Here is a 16,868-nt window from a genome sequence, read left to right as displayed (position 1 = left end):
CACAGCGAATCATTTCCGAAACATTATCTTTCGCGTAATGCGAAAGAGCTACTAAATAAAGGTCTTTCATGAGTTGGCTCGAAAAGATTTTAGAAAAAAGTAATATTGTTAATTCACGTAAAGCAAGCATTCCAGAAGGTGTGTGGACTAAATGTACGTCATGTGATCAAGTTCTTTATAACGCGGAACTTGCACGTAATTTAGATGTTTGTCCTAAGTGCGGCCATCATATGCGTATGAAAGCTCGCCCGCGTATTGATGCTTTCTTGGATCAACAAAACCGTGTCGAGATTGGTTCTGAATTAGAGCCACAAGATAAGTTAAAGTTTAAAGATTCTAAGCGCTATAAGGATCGTATTTCTGCCGCTCAGAAAGCAAGTGGAGAGAGCGATGGCTTGATCGTAATGAAAGGCGAAGTGTATGGAATGCCGATCGTAGTCTCAGCATTCGAATTCACTTTCATGGCGGGTTCAATGGGATCGGTCGTTGGTGCTCGTTTTGTGAAAGCTGTTGAAGCGGCTATCGAAGCCAATTGTGGACTGGTTTGTTTCTCTGCTAGTGGTGGGGCTCGAATGCAAGAAGCGTTAATGTCGCTGATGCAAATGGCAAAAACCAGTGCGGCACTCGAGCGTTTATCCGAAAAAGGATTACCGTTTGTTTCTGTTATGACCGACCCAACGTTAGGTGGTGTGTCAGCAAGCTTGGCTATGCTAGGAGACATCAACATCGGAGAACCTAAAGCATTGATTGGTTTTGCGGGACGTCGAGTTATCGAGCAAACCGTGAGAGAAGAATTGCCTGAAGGTTTTCAACGTAGTGAGTTTCTTTTAGAGCATGGTGCAATTGATATGATTGTTGATCGCCGTGAAATGAAAGAGCGCATTGCGGGCATTGTGGCGAAATTGACTAACTTTGATCTCACGATTGAGGAAAATGAACCACAAGAGGTTTCAGAAGTATCAGAAACCGACGAAAAAGAGTAAAGTAATCGCTAACCAAACCACCTTACATATATGGTTCTAGTTAGATGACTACTCATTCTACCCCACAAGCCACATCTCCTTTATCGGTGTGGCTTGATTATCTATCTACTATTCATACCTCTGCCATTGATCTTGGGCTCGAACGAGTCGAGAAAGTTGCCCAGCATGCAAAATTAACCAAACCTGCTCCAGTTGTTATCACCGTTGCCGGAACAAATGGTAAGGGATCGACCTGTGCGATTCTCGAAGCTATTCTGATTGATGCTGGGTATCGTGTCGGTGTCTACAGTTCACCTCATTTAATTCAATATAGCGAACGTGTGCGAATTAATGGCGCAGAGCTGGATGACGATGAGCATAGCCAAGCTTTTGCGGCGATAGAGAAACAACGTCATACTATATCATTGAGTTTTTTTGAGTTTGGAACGCTAGCGGCACTGTGGTTATTCAAGCAACATAAGGTTGATGTTGTTGTGCTTGAAGTAGGGCTTGGTGGACGCTTAGATGCGACGAATGTTGTTGATCATGATGTCTCTATCATTACCAGTTTGGCTGTCGATCATGTTGATTGGTTAGGCAGCGATATCAATGTTATCGGCTATGAAAAGGCGGGGATTTATCGTTCTGGTCGTCCCGCCATATGTGGTCAACCCAAACCACCTGCTACTGTCGTCGCTCATGCTGATGAGATTGGCGCTGAGTTTTTTCAAGTTGGGATTCAGTACACTTATCAAGATAATGGCGACACTTGGCAGTGGCAAAGTGGTGCTTATGAGTTAACTGAATTACCAAAACCTAATCTGCCGTTAGCCAATGCCGCAACAGCATTAATGGCGTTAGGGGTTAGTGGGTTAGAACTGTCGGATCTCAATATTATCAAGGGAATGCAAAACGTTGAATTAAAAGGGCGTATGCAAGTTCTCTCTCAACACCCTTTGATTCTCTTGGATGTGGCGCATAATCCACACTCAGCAAGCTACCTTGTCGAGCAGTTGCAGACACAATATCGAGGCAAAACAATTCATGCTGTTATTGGTATGCTGCATGATAAAGATATTGAAGAGACGATTAACGTTTTATTACCAGCGATTAATCAATGGTACCCAGCCTCGTTACAGGGACCTAGAGCTGCAACAGCGGATGAGTTAAGTAAGTACATACCTGATGAACATAATCATTACTCTGATCCCGTATCGGCATTTCAAGCTGCAAAAGATAACGCGGATGATCAAGATATCATCGTTGTTGTAGGATCATTCCATACCGTTGGTGAAGTATTGCACCATTGGCAAGATCAAGGAGAAATGTAATAGATGGCAAGTCGATTCCAAAGCCGATTAGTAGGAACTGTGATTCTTGTAGCGCTAGGAGCTATTTTCCTGCCCGATTTACTTGATGGTAAGAAAACGCATTATCAGGATGAAATCTCGCCAATTCCAATTCGTCCTGAGTCACAAGTCAATATTGCTGTAATGGATGTCCCAGAGCCTGAATTTGATCAAACTGCATTGCCTCAAGCTCCCGTTACTGCTGTGGTCGGAGAGGAAGTTCAACCGCAAGCCATCTCGTCTAATGAAGGTGTTGAAAAAATTGAAGTCGTGAAAACCAAAGTTGTAGAAACACAGCCTAAGAATGACTATCAAGATGCAGCCTGGATCATTCAGTTGATGGCGTTAAAAAATGCCGACAATGCCGCTCGTTTAATCAGCGACTTAAAAAAACGAGGGTTTACTGCGACGAGCAAAAAAGAGAATGGCTTTACTCGTATATTGATTGGCCCTGATGTTTCGAAGGAAAAATTAGAGAATCAGTTGGTAGAGTTAGAAAAAATAACGGGCGCAAAAGGTCAATTGATTAAATTTAGACCACTAAATCCATAAGAAAACGTTTGCGTCAGCATTTTTTCTGATAAAATGCGCGCCAACTTAAGATAAGAAATTTAATTATGAACTGGTTAGATTATACAATTCTTGCGGTGATTGGCTTCTCAGCAGTGATTAGCTTAATCAGAGGCTTCTCTAAAGAAGCTTTTTCGTTAATTACCTGGATTGGTGCATTTTTTATTGCTAGCCGTTTCTATGAGAAATTGGCGCAGTACTTCACCAATATACAAGATGATATTGTTAGAAATGGTGCTGCGATTGCCGCATTGTTTATTGCAACATTGATTGTTGGCGCCATCGTAAACTACGTGATCGGTCAATTGGTCGAGAAAACCGGTTTATCGGGAACAGACCGCCTGCTTGGTGTCGTATTTGGCGCATTGCGAGGTGTGTTATTAGTGGCCGCGTTGTTATTTGCTCTTGATGCGTTTACATCGTTTTCGAGTTCTGATTGGTGGACACAATCTACATTAGTGCCACAGTTTCGTTGGATAATCGCGTTCTTTTTTGAACATCTAAAAGCAACTTCAAGTTTTCTTACTGACGCCGTGTAGGCGCCAGTATTTGTCGCAAATCGAGGATTAACACATGTGTGGTATTGTTGGAATCGTTGGCTCAACGCTAGTAAATCAGTCAATTTATGATGCATTGACGGTATTACAGCACCGTGGCCAAGATGCCGCTGGTATTTGTACCATAGAAAGCAATCGTTTCCGTCTAAGAAAGGCGAACGGTTTGGTAAAGGATGTTTTTGCAGCGAAACATATGCAACGTCTTCAAGGAACCGTAGGTATTGGACACGTACGTTACCCGACTGCGGGAAGCTCAAGTGCTTCTGAAGCTCAACCATTCTACGTTAACTCTCCTTTTGGTATTACGCTTGCTCACAACGGCAACCTCACTAATGCTCATGAAATTAGGGAGAAGTTGTTCGAAAAAGATCGCCGTCACCTCAATACAACATCTGACTCTGAAGTGTTGCTTAACGTTTTAGCGCATGAAATTGATACTGTTAAAGGCAATGTGACAAGTGATGATGTTTTTCGCGCGGTTGCAAATGTTCATCGAACCATTAAAGGTGCATATGCTGTAGTTGGAATGATAATCGGCCATGGCATGGTTGCATTTAGAGACCCGTTTGGCGTTCGCCCTTTGTGTATCGGACAGCGTGTCGATAAAACAGGGCGTATCGAGTACATGGTGGCTTCGGAATCTGTTGCACTTGATGCGGTTGGTTTTGAATTTATGCGAGACGTTGCACCAGGCGAAGCGGTTTATGTTACGTTTGATGGTCAATTATCTACCAAGCAGTGTGCTGATAACCCAAGTTTGAACCCATGTATTTTTGAATATGTGTACTTTGCACGTCCAGATTCGTTTATCGATGACATCTCGGTATACAGCGCTCGTGTCGAAATGGGTAAAAAATTAGGTGAACGGATAAAGGATGAGTACTCAAATCTTGATGTGGATGTTGTCATTCCAATTCCTGAGACATCTAACGATATCGCGCTTCAAATAGCACAGGCGATCGATAAGCCTTATCGTCAAGGGTTTGTGAAAAACCGTTATGTGGGCCGAACATTTATCATGCCGGGTCAAGAGCAACGTGTGAAATCAGTGCGTCGTAAACTCAATGCCATTCGTTCGGAGTTTAAAGGCAAGAACGTATTATTGGTCGATGATTCAATTGTACGTGGAACAACCTCTGAGCAGATCGTTGAAATGGCTCGTGAGTCAGGAGCCGCGAAAGTATTCATGGTCTCTGCTGCACCAGAAATTCGCTTCCCGAACGTTTATGGTATTGATATGCCAAGCGTGCATGAGTTGATTGCTCATGGGCGTGACAACGATGCTATCTGTAAGCAAATAGGGGCTGATGCGCTTATTTTCCAAACGCTTGACGATCTTGTCGATGCTGTCGGTCTAGGAAATAAAACCATTAAGAATTTTGAAACATCGGTATTCGATGGAGAATACGTCACTGGTGACATTGATCATGCGTACTTAGATTTGATTGAAGCAATGCGTAATGATGATTCAAAAACTATTCGCGAAATTCAGCAAGATCTTGCAAATTTAGAGCTACATAACGAAGACGCCTAGAGTCTCGTTATTGGATTTATAGCGAAAGCCTGAATAAGGAAACTTATTCAGGCTTTTTTACTTTTGGGGATAGTAAGAGAGTATTCACTTTCTAATATGGGGTGTTAGATGTTTGCGGTTATTTTCAAGGCGAAGGTTGGAGTACAGGACGAACAATACTCTGAAACGGTCACTATCATGCGTGACTTAGCGTTCAATAAATATGGTTGTCTGGACTTTATTGCGGTATCGGAAGGTGAACAAGAAATTGCAATTTCATATTGGGATAGCGAAGACGATATACGCCGCTGGCATATGGATGCCGAACACAGTGTTGCTCAACAATTAGGACGTGATCAATGGTATAAGTCCTATATTGTTGAAGTCGTTGAAATTCATCGACGATACACATTTGGTGAAAAGTAAAAAATTAAACCTCGTGATCGATAGCAAATATAAAGGTGGTTGTGTTTTCTTCTGAGTGGACAGTAACATGACCACCATGTGCTTGGGCAATGGATTGAGTGATGGCTAAACCCAGCCCGACGCCTTCTTGTGAACTGTCTGTTCTTGCCTCATCAGCACGATAAAAACGCGTAAACAGGTGGGGTAATACATCCTTTGGAATCGTGTTGCCGGAATTAATAAACTCTAGAATGGTTCTTTTATTTCGTTTGTAGATTTTGACCTTGATTTCACTTGCTTCAAAACAATGGTTGATTGCATTGGACAGTAAATTGCTAAAAGCACGACGTAGCATTAGTTTGTCGCCGTCTATTTCAGCTTCTCCTTCCAGCTTTAGAGAGATATTTCGATCTTCAGCAAGTGCTTCGTAAAATTCAAATAGGTCGTTGATTTCTTGATCTAAGTGTATGGACTCGGGCGAAAGCAATATCTGTTTATTATCTGCTTTCGCTAAAAAGAGCATATCTGAAATCATTCTTGCTAGGCGTTCAAACTCTTCAATATTTGTTCCAAGCGCTACGATATATTCTTGCTTTTGACGTGGTTTAGATAAGACTACTTGTGTCTGCATCATCAGTTTATTGATAGGTGTTCTTAACTCATGAGCAATATCTGATGAAAAGTTCTCTAACTGTTTAAACGCATCTTCGAGGCGCTCGAGCATATTGTTAAGCGTTTCAGACAACCCCGCAATTTCAATAGGGAGATCATCAACAGGCATGCGTTGTTTAATATCTTTGGCAGAAACTAATTGAGCTTTGACGGATAATTTTTTTAATGGTTGTAAGCCATAATAGGTCACAAACCCATACAGTAGCGCACTGAGTAGGCCCGCAATAGTCGCGAATTTGATTAACACCGATTGAAAGTGATCAAGAAAATTGACGCGGTGATCGATATTCATCGCTAATGTTATCAATACAGCATGAGTCTTCGGATCGTTTATTGAGAAATAAAACTGTATGCCACGATAGAGACTGCCACCATCTGACCATTCAAATAGTTCATCCTGTAGAGATTCTACAGGAGGGGGAGGTGTATTTTGATGCGTACGAAAATCTGGCACAATGCTATCAGTATTATAATCGACAGCATTTTCTAGTTGTTTATTGAGTATATCTTCAGGAAAGTGAATTTTATCGGAAGTATAAAGTACGATCTGTTTATCTTTATTATCAACTTTAATGGCGACTCCCTCAACTGATTCCATCTTACTGATAATATTGGAAAACTCCTTGTTGAAGTTATTTTTTCCAATGATGTCTTTTATCCTAAGTGCTTTCGTTCTTAAGGTATGTGTATCTTCTGCAATAAAGTAATTGCTCATTTCGTTATGAAGAAATAGCGATAAAAGGAAAATAGTAATAATAGCTGATGCTGAAAATAGACAGGTTAGCCGTAGAGTTAGAGAACGTTTTAGTCGCATAGCTGTATCCAAGACAAATCGTTGGTTCGTTATCTAGCATAAAACAGATGATTAATAAGCGGACTGTCTTTGATAGATAATAGATGAGTAATGTCGCCTCACCGGAGAAAACAAAGCAGTATTATCTACTTATATGGCAAAAATATCATCTCTATGTTGCTTTATTAATTTATAATAGTCGTCCACCTGTTTTCCTGAAATGAAATCGGATGTTACTAATCAATAGTGAAAAATAACGGGCAGAATATGAGATTATTAATTGTTGAAGATGAACGAGATACCGGAGAATATTTAAAAAAAGGGCTGACAGAATCGAGCTATACAGTGGATTTAGCCGTTAATGGTATTGATGGTCTGCATCAGGCAATGAGTGAAGAGTATGATCTTATTATTCTCGATGTTATGTTACCCAAACTCAATGGGTGGCAAATTCTGCAAACTTTACGCAGTAGCGATATTGATATTCCTGTTCTTATGCTAACGGCACGTGATCAGATAGAAGATCGGGTAAAAGGCTTAGAGCTTGGCGCTGATGATTACTTAGTCAAGCCTTTTGCTTTCGTGGAGTTACTGGCGCGTATTCGTAACATTCTTAAGAGAAATAGTAAGTCAGTGAATAGCGACTCGACTATTCAAATAGAAAACTTGCAGCTGGATTTACTTCGTCGGCGAGCATTTCGTGGTAATGAATCTATTAATTTAACAGCAAAAGAGTTCTCTTTATTAGAACTTTTTATGCAGCGAAGAGGAGAGATTTTAAGTCGTTCTCTGATTGCTTCTCAGGTCTGGGATATGAATTTTGATAGTGATACCAATGTTATTGATGTGGCGATAAGACGGCTGCGTAATAAAGTGGATAAGTCATTTGAACCTAAGCTTATTCACACTATTCGTGGTATGGGTTATGTTTTGGATGTTCTTGAAGAAGAATAAACGAGCGGTAAAAAAAGACTCTGTGTCAGTGGTTAGTTGAGACAGAGCCAAAATAACAGAATTGCAGGGGGAATAAAAAAGTCTTTCGTTAGCTGAGCTTAGCGGTCATAGGTTACATTAGCATTCACTTGACCGGTGTACAGGATATTGCCATTCTCATCCATCTTTTCCGAAATAGTTATATATGAACCATCATTTAGTTTTACGCTGTTTGAGTATGCAGTGATATTGCCTAGGTCTTTGTTTAATTCAACAGCAGTATCATTTTTTAAAACTTCTAGCTTATCAAGAGCCAATTCGTAAGCTGCTTCTTTGCTGCTCATATCAGAAGTCTTAACAACACGAACTTCTTGGAATGAGTCTGAGGCAAATACTTGAGAACTCAACAGTACCATTGTAGTAGCGATTAAAGTGTTTTTGATTGCTTTCATTTTGTTGTCCTCTATATGATTTATCTAATTTGGTTTCAGCGAAAGGCGAATCTGATGTCGTGCCTCGTTGCTATGAATACATAATAGATCAGGGGAGATGACTTAAACCCAACACAAAAATGACAGTTTTGTCATGTTGTAAAAATTAAGAATAAACACTGATGGCAGTTGATAACGTGAATATACAAAAAAGCCCTGGTCCAGTTATAAAATGGAACAGGGCGAACTATTTGGTTGGGAAATGTTGCTCGTAGTTATTGGGTGTTATCGTTCATAGGTCACATTGGCGTTAACAACACCGGTGTATTGCATAGTCCCATTTTCATCCATTTTTTCAGCCACTGTTATATATGAGCCGCTGTTTAGCGATACACTGTTTGCGTAAGCTGATACATGGCCAAGATCGCGATTTAATTCGACCGCTGTATCACCTTGTAATGTCTCTAACTTATCGAGCGCCAACTCATAAGCTGCGGCTTTAGTACTGGTGTCAGCAGTTTGAACAACACGTATTTCTTGGAATGAATCTGAAGCGAATGCTTGAGAGCTTAACAGAGCTAGTGTTGTCACGATGAGTGCATTTTTTATTGTTTTCATGATGTTGTCCTCTATATGATTCGGCTAATTATGGTTTAGCGAGAGGTGAATTTATTCTTTAACCTCGTTGCTATGTATACATAATAGCTTGGGATAGATGACCTAAAACCAACACAAAAATGACAGTTTTGTCATGGTGAAAAATTCAACTTTCACCATGTCGATATTAGATAGTGCTCTTCTATGGGGGATATCTATTCTACACTCAGCGGCCAGCCACCTAACTGTTTCCATTTGTTCACAATGCCACAGAATAACTCTGCGGTTTTTTGAGTATCATATAGGGCAGAGTGCGCTTCCTTGTTGTCAAACGCGATTCCGGCTGTCTTACATGCTTTAGCTAACACGGTTTGCCCATAGGCTAAACCACTTAATGTAGCGGTATCAAAGGTGGCAAAAGGGTGGAACGGGACTCTTTTCAACTTAGAACGCTCGCTTGCAGCCAAAACAAAACTATGATCGAATTGAGCGTTATGCGCGACAATAATCGCCCGGCTACAATTTTGTTCTTTTTGCTCTTTTCGTATTTGACGATAAATTTCTTTTAATGCTTCGGACTCACTAATTGCTCCACGTAAGGGGCTAAAAGGGTCGCGCATTCCAATAAATTCGAGAGCCTCTTTCTCTAGGTTTGCTCCTTCAAAAGGCTCAATATGAAAATGCATGGTGGTGGCGGGTTGTAAGTTGCCTTCTTCATCCATTGCCAATGTTATGGCACATATTTCCAAAAGTGCATCGGTTTTTGCATTGAATCCTGCAGTCTCAACGTCAATAACGACAGGAAAGTAACCTCGGAAGCGATCACATAAGTTATTTGATTGTGCCAAATCAGTCATAAGTAACCTAAACGAAAAAATAGGACGTGCATTATTGCAGATTATTCGCGTAAGACAAAATCATAACGCATTAATAATCCTCATTATAAAGTGGGTCGTCGCAAAGGAAGGCTAGGCATCGTGGTTATTTTGGCGAGATTATTGCATTAGTTAATGCAGGAAATAGTAAGCGCATGTTTTATGGCGGCTAAGTGGCAATTTTGTGCCACTTAACTTCAATCAGAAAGAGTAGTATACGGTATGAAAAATTGGCTTGTGAGTCTCTGTGGTTTAACTAGTCTGTTGTTGACAACCAATGCTGTAGCGATGGAAATGCGTTATGTAGCAAAGCCTACCCAATCACAGTGGGAGCTGGTTAAGGATTCTCCACTTGAATGTAAGTTGATTCACGATATACCAAACTTTGGTGATGCGGAATTTACGGTAAGGGCGAGCAAGAAAATCAATATGGATTTTGAGCTCAAGATGTTTCGTCCTATGGGAAAAACGAGAGATGTTTCACTTGTTTCAATGCCTCCAGTTTGGCGCCCTGGGGAAGGGGCCAAAACTATTACTAAACTTCAATTTTTTCAACAGTTTGATGGCTATGTGGGTGGTCAAATCGCTTGGTCGATATTGAGTGAGTTGGAGAAAGGGCGCTATCCTACTTTTAGCTATAATGAATGGCAGAGCCGTGATCAGCGAATAGAAGTGGCATTATCCTCTGTGTTATTTAAGCAACCATATCAAGATTTTAGCCATTGTATCGGTCGTTTACTGCCTTATAGTTTTGAAGATATTTCATTTACCATTCTTCACTATGACCGTGACCGTGTTCAGGTGAATAAAGCGTCCTTAAAGCGTTTGACTCAAATTGCTGAGTATATTCGTTACAATCAAGATATTGATTTAGTTCTAGTTTCAACTTATACCGCAAGTGACGTCGAGGTGAGTAAAAGTGAAAACCAGAGCTTATCGGACCGACGAGCTAAGGTCCTGCAAGATTATTTTGAATCGCTAGGTTTACCTAAAGATCGAATTGATGTGCAGGGTTATGGCCAACGTAGAGCTGTTGCCGATGATGGAACACCGATAGGAAAAGATAAAAACCGTCGAGTTGTAATTTCTTTAGGGCGCTCACAAATATAGACTACGACACTTAGAAAAAAGAGCTGCGTTTTGAAACGCAGCTCTTTTTATTTGTCGGTCTATTGTGTGATTTCGATTAACCAGTAAGACCAGAATTTGCTTGCTTGTTTTGAATTAATTCAATCATATAGCCATCAGGATCTTTGACAAATGCAATCTCTGTCGAGCCACCCTTCACTGGCCCTGGCTCACGAGTGACATTTCCGCCCGCAGCTTTTATTGCGTCACAGGTCGCATAGATATCATCAAACCCAATCGCGATATGCCCAAAAGCAGATCCAAGATCATACTCTTCTGTTCCCCAGTTGTATGTGAGCTCAATGGTGGCACCTTGAGTTTCATCTCCATAACCTACAAATGCTAAGGTGTATTTGTATTCGCTGTTTTCACTTTTTCTGAGTAGGTTCATTCCCATAATATCGGTGTAAAAGGCGATAGAACGCTCTAAATTTCCAACACGTAACATGGTGTGTAAGATTCGACTGTTTGACATGTAATGCTCCTAGCTTTCTGGGTCAATGATTTCTTTATAGGTCTACTTTTTCTTTGAATTCACAAAGGTCTTCTATGATACAGCTCCCGCAACGTGGCTTACGCGCAATGCAGGTATAACGACCGTGGAGAATAAGCCAGTGGTGAATATCGAGTTTGAACTCCTTAGGAACCACTTTGAGTAGCTTCTCTTCTACTTCGTCGACGTTCTTCCCCATTGCAAATTTTGTCCGGTTAGAGACCCTGAAAATATGAGTATCAACCGCAATGGTTGGCCAGCCAAATGCCGTATTGAGAACCACGTTAGCGGTCTTTCTACCAACCCCTGGTAAGGCTTCAAGAGCTTCTCTATTTTCTGGTACTTCGCCATTATGTTGATCAAGTAAAATACGACAGGTTTTTATAACGTTTTCAGCTTTGGAGTTAAATAGGCCAATGGTTTTGATGTATTCTTTAACGCCATCAACGCCTAAGTCATAAATCGCCTGGGGGGTATTGGCTATGGGGTAGAGTTTGTCCGTTGCCTTGTTTACGCTTACATCGGTTGCTTGCGCCGAAAGTAACACGGCAATAAGGAGTTCAAAGGGTGAATCCCAATTTAATTCTGTTTGTGGCTTTGGGTTGTTTTCCCGTAAACGCTGAAGTATTTCTAACCGTTTTGTTTTATTCATAATTTTTTCACTTGCTCACATTTGTCACACGGGCTCGTTCAATTGTTGGTTGCTCTTTTGCTGGTTGGCGGTTTTCATTCCAACTATCGATACTATTTTTGGCCGCGATAAGTAGGCCAACGAAAATAAATGCACCGGGAGGAAGTACAGCGAGTAAGAAATGACTATCGAAGTGAAAAACCTCTATCGTGAGCACCTGTGCCCAACTGCCGAGTAGTAAATCTGCGCCATCGAAAAGAGTCCCGTTACCTAAGATTTCTCTAATTGCACCAAGCACGACTAAAGCACTTGTCATTCCAAGTCCCATCCAAAGACCATCGAGCGCAGAAGATAAAACAGAATTCTTAGATGCAAATGCCTCTGCTCGACCAATGATAATGCAGTTAGTCACGATTAATGGAATAAAAATACCTAACGAAAGAAATAACCCGTATGCGTAGGCGTTCATTAAAAGCTGTACACAGGTGACTAGCGCAGCAATGATCATGACATAAATCGGAATGCGAATTTCACGTGGTACAAAATTTCTCACTAAGCTCACGACAATGTTCGACCCCATCAGTACGAGCAATGTGGCGATGCCGAGTCCAAGCGCGTTTGTGACGGTAGCGGAAACCGCGAGTAATGGACACAAACCAAGTAATTGAACTAGAGCTGGGTTGTTTTTCCACATCCCATTAGTCATTAACTCTTTTTGTTCTGCATTCATTCTCGCTACTCCTCACAATTGAATGGTTGAGCGTAGAGCGCATCATGATTTACTTGGACATAATTAACCACATTTTTAACCGCTTTAACGACAGCTCTTGGTGTAATTGTCGCGCCAGTAAATTGGTCGAACTGCCCACCATCTTTACGCACCGCCCATTGAGATTGATTTTCTGCAGTGAGTGTTTTGCCAGTAAATCCTAATATCCAATCGGTCACGCGGAGATCAATTTTGTCCCCGAGGCCTGGTGTTTCGTTATGTGAAAGGACGCGAGTGCCGGTAATGATTCCTGATGTATCGATTCCGACAATCAGTTTAATTTGACCAGTGTAACCATCTGGCGCAATGGTTTCTATTGCGATGCCAGTGATGTTTTGGTCTTTTTTAGCGATATACGCATGTAACGATGCTTCATTGGGTAAGTTAGGTAAGGTTATTTTCGTACACGCTTTGGCCAAGTCGTTATTATGGCTGGTCTCGGGAACAACTTGGTTTAAGGTACGCAACAGCTGTGCCTTTTGTTGATCCGCAATGGTGTGCTCGGTAAAACTGTGAGTAATGGCAACGAAACCAGTGGTTAAGCTAGCAAATAACGCTAGTATCATGCCATTTTTACTTACTGCAGTTAACATGATACTCCTTAATGCCCATATGTACGTGGTTTAGTGTAGTAGTCAATAAGTGGTACACACATATTCGCGATGACGACTGCAAAGGCCACACCATCAGGAAAACCACCCCAACTGCGAATGATAAATATGGTGATACCAATAAATGCGCCATAAATTAATCGGCCTTTTACTGTCGTAGAAGCTGTAACAGGGTCGGTAGCAATAAAGAAAGCTCCAAGCATTGTTGCCCCTGAAAATAGCTGAATTAGAGGTGATGCTGTCGTCCCGGGTGAAAATAGTAGTGCGAGTGTACTGATGACAAAAAGTGCGACTAACATTGCTACTGGAATGTACCACTGAATTACGCGCGCTCTGATTAATGCAAGCCCGCCTATTAGATAAGCTAAGTTGACCCATTGCCAACCAATGCCAGCGAAGCTCGAGAATTGCGTTTTATCTAGAGTCTCGGCCATCGTTAGCCCTGCATTAAGAGATGTTCGTATAGTATCGAGTGGCGTTGCCATGGTAATACCGTCAAATACGAGTCGAACTTGCTGAACGGATAAACCGTCTCTATCGAATCCGGTAAAAATAAGGGATAGAGTATCAATGAGTGAACCGGGTTCTTGGATAAAGTCACGTGGTGGAAGCCAGCTGGTCATTTCAAGTGGGAATGAAATAAGGAGAACAACGTAACCGATCATGGCTGGATTGAAGGGATTTTGTCCTAGTCCACCGTATAACTGCTTGGCGACCACAATCGAAAAAATCAGTCCGATACAAATAACCCACCACGGTGCAAGGGGAGGTATGGCGACGGCAAGTAGCCATGCTGTCACAAATGCACTGTAATCCTGTAATGCCCGTTTACCTGAGCGTTTACGAAATGTCATGACCGCTGCTTCGAGGCATGAAGCTACGAATAGACCAAGGATCAGCTGAATTACTGTTCCCCAACCAAAATAGTACGTTTGCACAATTAACCCAGGAATCGCAGCTAACATAACCCACTTCATTAGATCCGTCGTGCTGCGTCGATTGTGCGCATGTGGAGAGCTAGAAATAAAAAAGGCCATTAGTTGTTTTTCTCGCTATTGATTTGAGTTACTGCTTGTTCTGCTTTGCGAGCTTTGGCTCGTGCAATCGCAGCGGCGACGGCGGCTTTTCTCGGGTCAACTTCCGCAGCTGGTTCTTTTGTATCAGTGTTAACGGTGTCATCTTTATCCGGTTGTGATTGAGATTGCTGCTCGGCTTTGCGAGCTTTGGCTCGTGCAATCGCAGCGGCGACGGCAGCTTTTCTCGGATCGACTTCTGCAGTTGGCTCGGTCGTATCGGTGTTAACGGTGTCGTCTTTATCCGGTTGTGATTGAGATTGCTGCTCGGCTTTGCGAGCTTTGGCTCGAGCAATCGCAGCGGCGACGGCAGCTTTTCTTGGATCGACTTCTGCAGTTGGCTCGGTCGTATCGGTGTTAACGGTGTCATCTTTATCCGGCTGTGATTGAGCTTGCTGCTCAGCTTTGCGTGCTTTGGCTCGCGCAATCGCAGCGGCGACGGCGGCTTTTTTCGGATCGACTTCTGCAGTTGGCTCGGTCGTATTGATGTTAATGGTGTCGTCTTGATCCGGTTGTGATTGAGCCTGTTGCTCAGCTTTGCGTGCTTTGGCTCGCGCAATCGCAGCGGCGACGGCGGCTTTCTTCGGATTGACTTCTGCAGTTGGCTCGGTCGTATCGATGTTAACGGTGTCGTCTTTATCCGGTTGTGATTGAGCCTGTTGCTCAGCTTTGCGTGCTTTGGCTCGCGCAATCGCAGCGGCGACGGCGGCTTTTTTCGGATCGACTTCTGCAGTTGGTTCGGTCGTATCGATGTTAACGGTGTCGTCTTGATCTGGCTGTGACTGAGCTTGTTGAGCAGCTTTACGTTGCCTTGCAAGCTGTTTTCGCTCTTCTCTAAGACGAATCATTTCTTGGTTATTTGGCTCTGCTTCACCCGCTTTTAAAGCTGCTTGCTGTTTGGCTTTTGCTTTGGCAATCGCGGCAGCAACGGCTGGTTTAACGGGGGTGTCAGCTGGTGAGCTTGAACTCTCTTTTTGCGCTTTCACTCGCGCAATCGCTGCAGCAATCGCATCATCGCCACCACTTTGTTGTTTCATTTCGCTTCGGCGAGCATCTGCTGCTTTCTTAAAGCGATTTTCACGTTCTGCTTTATCCCGCTCTAAACGCGCTTTTTTCTCTTCGAAGCGTTGCTTGGCGCGTTCTGATGCCTGAGCCTCTCGTTTTTGCGTATTAATTTCCGCTTTCGCTTGGCGGTAATATTGGACTAGAGGTATCTCACTTGGGCAGACATAAGCGCAAGCTCCGCATTCAATGCAATCTTTTAAATGTAATTCTTCACACTTCTGATGTTCTTGTGCTTTCGCATGCCATAACAATTGTTGCGGCAGTAAAGAAGCTGGGCACACTTCAGCACATTGCCCACAGCGAATACACGCCATTTCTACTGAGTCGGTGGCGAGCTCATTACTCTTGGGCGCTAAAATACAATTCGACGTTTTGGTAATCGGGACGTTCGCATGAGGGAGGGTAAAGCCCATCATTGGGCCGCCCATGATTAATCTAGGATGACGTTTATCCTCTTGATAATTGAACTCTTCGAGCAATGCGCTAACGGGCGTACCTAACTTAGCCCATACATTTCGTTGCTCTTGAAAACAGTTGCCAGTTAGAGTAACTAATCGTTGAATTAGAGGTTCGTTGTCAATAATGGCGCGTTTAATCGCAAAGAGAGACCCGACATTTTGTACCACGACACCAATATCTGCTGGCAAGCGACCATTCGGTACTTCTTTATTTGTGAGTACCTTGATCAGTTGTTTTTCACCACCTGACGGGTATTTTGTTGGTATAACGCGAATCACGTAATCTTTATCGGCCGCAGCTTTTGCCATGGCTTCAACGGCTTGTGGTTTATTATCTTCGATTGCGATTAATACAAGTTCAGGTTGAAGGATGTGTTTGACCACTTCAATACCCGTAACGATCTCCTGTGCATAGTGTTGCATTAACACATCGTCTGCCGTGATGTAAGGCTCACACTCTGCACCATTGATAATTAATATTTCGGTGCGCGCTATCCCAGATTGGATTTTCTTGGCAGTCGGGAAACCGGCGCCGCCTAAACCTGAAATCCCGGCATCGCGAATTTCTTCAATTAGCGATTCTGGGCTATGAAGCTGAAAGTTTGTCGTACATTGCCTCTCAATCCACCTGTCTTCACCATCAGGTTCGAGAACAATACATAGATCCTCTAATCCAGAAGGGTGAGAAATCGTACGCTTTTCAATAGCAGAAATAACGCCAGATGTAGGCGCATGAATCGGAAGCATAAAGCTTGAAGTATAGTGTGTTAACGTTTGACCTTTGAGGACTTTATCACCGACTGAAACCGATAAATCTCCCGATTTCCCAATGTGTTGCTTTAGGGGCAAAACCAATTGTGATGGCAGTGACGCCTCTACAGGAAGCGCCTGATTTGACTGTCGTTTATTTTCAGGTGGGTGGACACCGCCTGGAAAGTCCCAAAGTCGTCCTGTTTTTATTTGCTCAATCAAAGACAACATAA

General features: G+C 42.5%; 18 protein-coding genes. 8 read left to right on the top strand and 10 right to left on the bottom strand.

The annotated features are described in order from the left end of the window. Window positions 1–68 precede the first annotated feature (68 nt). The 6 genes from accD to ACXJY6_RS17060 all read left to right on the top strand — a co-directional run bounded on the left by accD (window position 69) and on the right by ACXJY6_RS17060 (window position 5,377). On the top strand, window positions 69–983 hold the full coding sequence (accD, locus tag ACXJY6_RS17085) for an acetyl-CoA carboxylase, carboxyltransferase subunit beta (RefSeq protein ID WP_456052583.1): 915 nt from the start codon (window positions 69–71) through the stop codon (window positions 981–983). A gap of 44 nt (window positions 984–1,027) precedes the next feature. Next, a complete protein-coding gene (gene folC, locus ACXJY6_RS17080) occupies window positions 1,028–2,293 on the top strand; it encodes a bifunctional tetrahydrofolate synthase/dihydrofolate synthase (RefSeq protein ID WP_458769074.1) in 1,266 nt (421 codons plus the stop codon). A 3-nt stretch (window positions 2,294–2,296) separates the two neighbouring features. Next, window positions 2,297–2,863, top strand: coding sequence for an SPOR domain-containing protein (locus ACXJY6_RS17075; protein WP_458769073.1), 567 nt, complete (start codon window positions 2,297–2,299; stop codon window positions 2,861–2,863). Window positions 2,864–2,928: 65 nt separating this feature from the next. After that, the gene (locus tag ACXJY6_RS17070) at window positions 2,929–3,420 is read left to right on the top strand and encodes a CvpA family protein (RefSeq protein ID WP_456052580.1); all 492 of its coding nucleotides are present in this window, start codon (window positions 2,929–2,931) and stop codon (window positions 3,418–3,420) included. Between the two features lie 34 nt (window positions 3,421–3,454). Next, complete coding sequence (gene purF, locus ACXJY6_RS17065; RefSeq protein WP_456052579.1) at window positions 3,455–4,972, top strand: amidophosphoribosyltransferase; 1,518 nt, start codon at window positions 3,455–3,457, stop codon at window positions 4,970–4,972. Window positions 4,973–5,080: 108 nt separating this feature from the next. After that, entirely contained in the window at window positions 5,081–5,377 is a 297-nt protein-coding gene (locus tag ACXJY6_RS17060; protein WP_456052578.1) for an antibiotic biosynthesis monooxygenase family protein, read from the top strand. Between the two features lie 4 nt (window positions 5,378–5,381). Here the strand turns inward: ACXJY6_RS17060 and ACXJY6_RS17055 are convergent, their stop codons facing one another. Continuing rightward, a complete protein-coding gene (locus ACXJY6_RS17055) occupies window positions 5,382–6,842 on the bottom strand; it encodes a heavy metal sensor histidine kinase (RefSeq protein ID WP_456052577.1) in 1,461 nt (486 codons plus the stop codon). Between the two features lie 246 nt (window positions 6,843–7,088). Here ACXJY6_RS17055 and ACXJY6_RS17050 point away from each other — a divergent pair, with 246 nt between their 5' ends. Continuing rightward, window positions 7,089–7,775: a heavy metal response regulator transcription factor gene (locus ACXJY6_RS17050; protein WP_458769072.1), complete on the top strand. Its 687-nt coding sequence runs from the start codon at window positions 7,089–7,091 to the stop codon at window positions 7,773–7,775. A gap of 98 nt (window positions 7,776–7,873) precedes the next feature. Here the strand turns inward: ACXJY6_RS17050 and ACXJY6_RS17045 are convergent, their stop codons facing one another. The 3 genes from ACXJY6_RS17045 to rnt form a co-directional block, all read right to left on the bottom strand. Continuing rightward, the gene (locus tag ACXJY6_RS17045; protein ID WP_456052575.1) at window positions 7,874–8,206 is read right to left on the bottom strand and encodes a DUF3316 domain-containing protein; all 333 of its coding nucleotides are present in this window, start codon (window positions 8,204–8,206) and stop codon (window positions 7,874–7,876) included. A 264-nt stretch (window positions 8,207–8,470) separates the two neighbouring features. Further along, window positions 8,471–8,803 carry a DUF3316 domain-containing protein gene (locus ACXJY6_RS17040; protein ID WP_456052574.1) on the bottom strand — a complete coding sequence of 111 codons (333 nt, stop codon included), beginning with the start codon at window positions 8,801–8,803 and terminating at the stop codon, window positions 8,471–8,473. Window positions 8,804–8,997: 194 nt separating this feature from the next. Then, window positions 8,998–9,639, bottom strand: a complete 642-nt coding sequence (gene rnt / locus ACXJY6_RS17035; RefSeq protein WP_456052573.1) for a ribonuclease T — start codon at window positions 9,637–9,639, stop codon at window positions 8,998–9,000. A 306-nt stretch (window positions 9,640–9,945) separates the two neighbouring features. Between rnt and motY the strand changes: the two genes are divergently transcribed. Next, on the top strand, window positions 9,946–10,767 hold the full coding sequence (motY, locus tag ACXJY6_RS17030; protein WP_456052586.1) for a flagellar protein MotY: 822 nt from the start codon (window positions 9,946–9,948) through the stop codon (window positions 10,765–10,767). Between the two features lie 76 nt (window positions 10,768–10,843). Here motY and gloA read toward each other — a convergent pair whose 3' ends face one another. Genes gloA through rsxC form a run of 6 tightly spaced genes read right to left on the bottom strand, consistent with a single transcriptional unit; the run spans window position 10,844 to window position 16,866 of the window. Next, window positions 10,844–11,260: a lactoylglutathione lyase gene (gene gloA, locus ACXJY6_RS17025; protein WP_458769071.1), complete on the bottom strand. Its 417-nt coding sequence runs from the start codon at window positions 11,258–11,260 to the stop codon at window positions 10,844–10,846. Between the two features lie 34 nt (window positions 11,261–11,294). Further along, a complete protein-coding gene (gene nth / locus ACXJY6_RS17020; protein WP_456052571.1) occupies window positions 11,295–11,930 on the bottom strand; it encodes an endonuclease III in 636 nt (211 codons plus the stop codon). 7 nt (window positions 11,931–11,937) lie between these two features. Further along, a complete protein-coding gene (locus ACXJY6_RS17015) occupies window positions 11,938–12,639 on the bottom strand; it encodes an electron transport complex subunit E (protein WP_456052570.1) in 702 nt (233 codons plus the stop codon). Between the two features lie 5 nt (window positions 12,640–12,644). Then, window positions 12,645–13,271 (bottom strand): electron transport complex subunit RsxG, encoded by a 627-nt coding sequence (gene rsxG, locus ACXJY6_RS17010; RefSeq protein ID WP_458769070.1) that lies wholly within the window; start codon window positions 13,269–13,271, stop codon window positions 12,645–12,647. An 8-nt stretch (window positions 13,272–13,279) separates the two neighbouring features. After that, entirely contained in the window at window positions 13,280–14,326 is a 1,047-nt protein-coding gene (gene rsxD, locus ACXJY6_RS17005; protein ID WP_458769069.1) for an electron transport complex subunit RsxD, read from the bottom strand. Beyond that, complete coding sequence (rsxC, locus tag ACXJY6_RS17000; RefSeq protein WP_458769068.1) at window positions 14,326–16,866, bottom strand: electron transport complex subunit RsxC; 2,541 nt, start codon at window positions 16,864–16,866, stop codon at window positions 14,326–14,328. The genes rsxD and rsxC overlap by 1 nt, the downstream gene beginning before the upstream one ends. Window positions 16,867–16,868 lie beyond the last annotated feature (2 nt).

The organism is Vibrio phycocola, assembly GCF_054404255.1.
This window is presented reverse-complemented; position numbering and strand designations above follow the sequence as displayed.

What these genes read in the sequence shown, in the direction of transcription:
- ACXJY6_RS17075 (WP_458769073.1), top strand. Translation starts at nt 2,297, where the DNA reads ATGGCAAGTCGATTCCAAAGCCGATTAGTAGGAACTGTGATTCTTGTA.
- nth (WP_456052571.1), bottom strand. Translation starts at nt 11,930, where the DNA reads ATGAATAAAACAAAACGGTTAGAAATACTTCAGCGTTTACGGGAAAAC.
- ACXJY6_RS17045 (WP_456052575.1), bottom strand. Translation starts at nt 8,206, where the DNA reads ATGAAAGCAATCAAAAACACTTTAATCGCTACTACAATGGTACTGTTG.
- rsxG (WP_458769070.1), bottom strand. Translation starts at nt 13,271, where the DNA reads ATGTTAACTGCAGTAAGTAAAAATGGCATGATACTAGCGTTATTTGCT.
- motY (WP_456052586.1), top strand. Translation starts at nt 9,946, where the DNA reads ATGGAAATGCGTTATGTAGCAAAGCCTACCCAATCACAGTGGGAGCTG.
- ACXJY6_RS17055 (WP_456052577.1), bottom strand. Translation starts at nt 6,842, where the DNA reads ATGCGACTAAAACGTTCTCTAACTCTACGGCTAACCTGTCTATTTTCA.
- ACXJY6_RS17040 (WP_456052574.1), bottom strand. Translation starts at nt 8,803, where the DNA reads ATGAAAACAATAAAAAATGCACTCATCGTGACAACACTAGCTCTGTTA.
- gloA (WP_458769071.1), bottom strand. Translation starts at nt 11,260, where the DNA reads ATGTCAAACAGTCGAATCTTACACACCATGTTACGTGTTGGAAATTTA.
- ACXJY6_RS17015 (WP_456052570.1), bottom strand. Translation starts at nt 12,639, where the DNA reads ATGAATGCAGAACAAAAAGAGTTAATGACTAATGGGATGTGGAAAAAC.
- folC (WP_458769074.1), top strand. Translation starts at nt 1,028, where the DNA reads ATGACTACTCATTCTACCCCACAAGCCACATCTCCTTTATCGGTGTGG.
- ACXJY6_RS17070 (WP_456052580.1), top strand. Translation starts at nt 2,929, where the DNA reads ATGAACTGGTTAGATTATACAATTCTTGCGGTGATTGGCTTCTCAGCA.
- ACXJY6_RS17050 (WP_458769072.1), top strand. Translation starts at nt 7,089, where the DNA reads ATGAGATTATTAATTGTTGAAGATGAACGAGATACCGGAGAATATTTA.
- ACXJY6_RS17060 (WP_456052578.1), top strand. Translation starts at nt 5,081, where the DNA reads ATGTTTGCGGTTATTTTCAAGGCGAAGGTTGGAGTACAGGACGAACAA.
- accD (WP_456052583.1), top strand. Translation starts at nt 69, where the DNA reads ATGAGTTGGCTCGAAAAGATTTTAGAAAAAAGTAATATTGTTAATTCA.
- purF (WP_456052579.1), top strand. Translation starts at nt 3,455, where the DNA reads ATGTGTGGTATTGTTGGAATCGTTGGCTCAACGCTAGTAAATCAGTCA.
- rsxD (WP_458769069.1), bottom strand. Translation starts at nt 14,326, where the DNA reads ATGGCCTTTTTTATTTCTAGCTCTCCACATGCGCACAATCGACGCAGC.
- rsxC (WP_458769068.1), bottom strand. Translation starts at nt 16,866, where the DNA reads ATGTTGTCTTTGATTGAGCAAATAAAAACAGGACGACTTTGGGACTTT.
- rnt (WP_456052573.1), bottom strand. Translation starts at nt 9,639, where the DNA reads ATGACTGATTTGGCACAATCAAATAACTTATGTGATCGCTTCCGAGGT.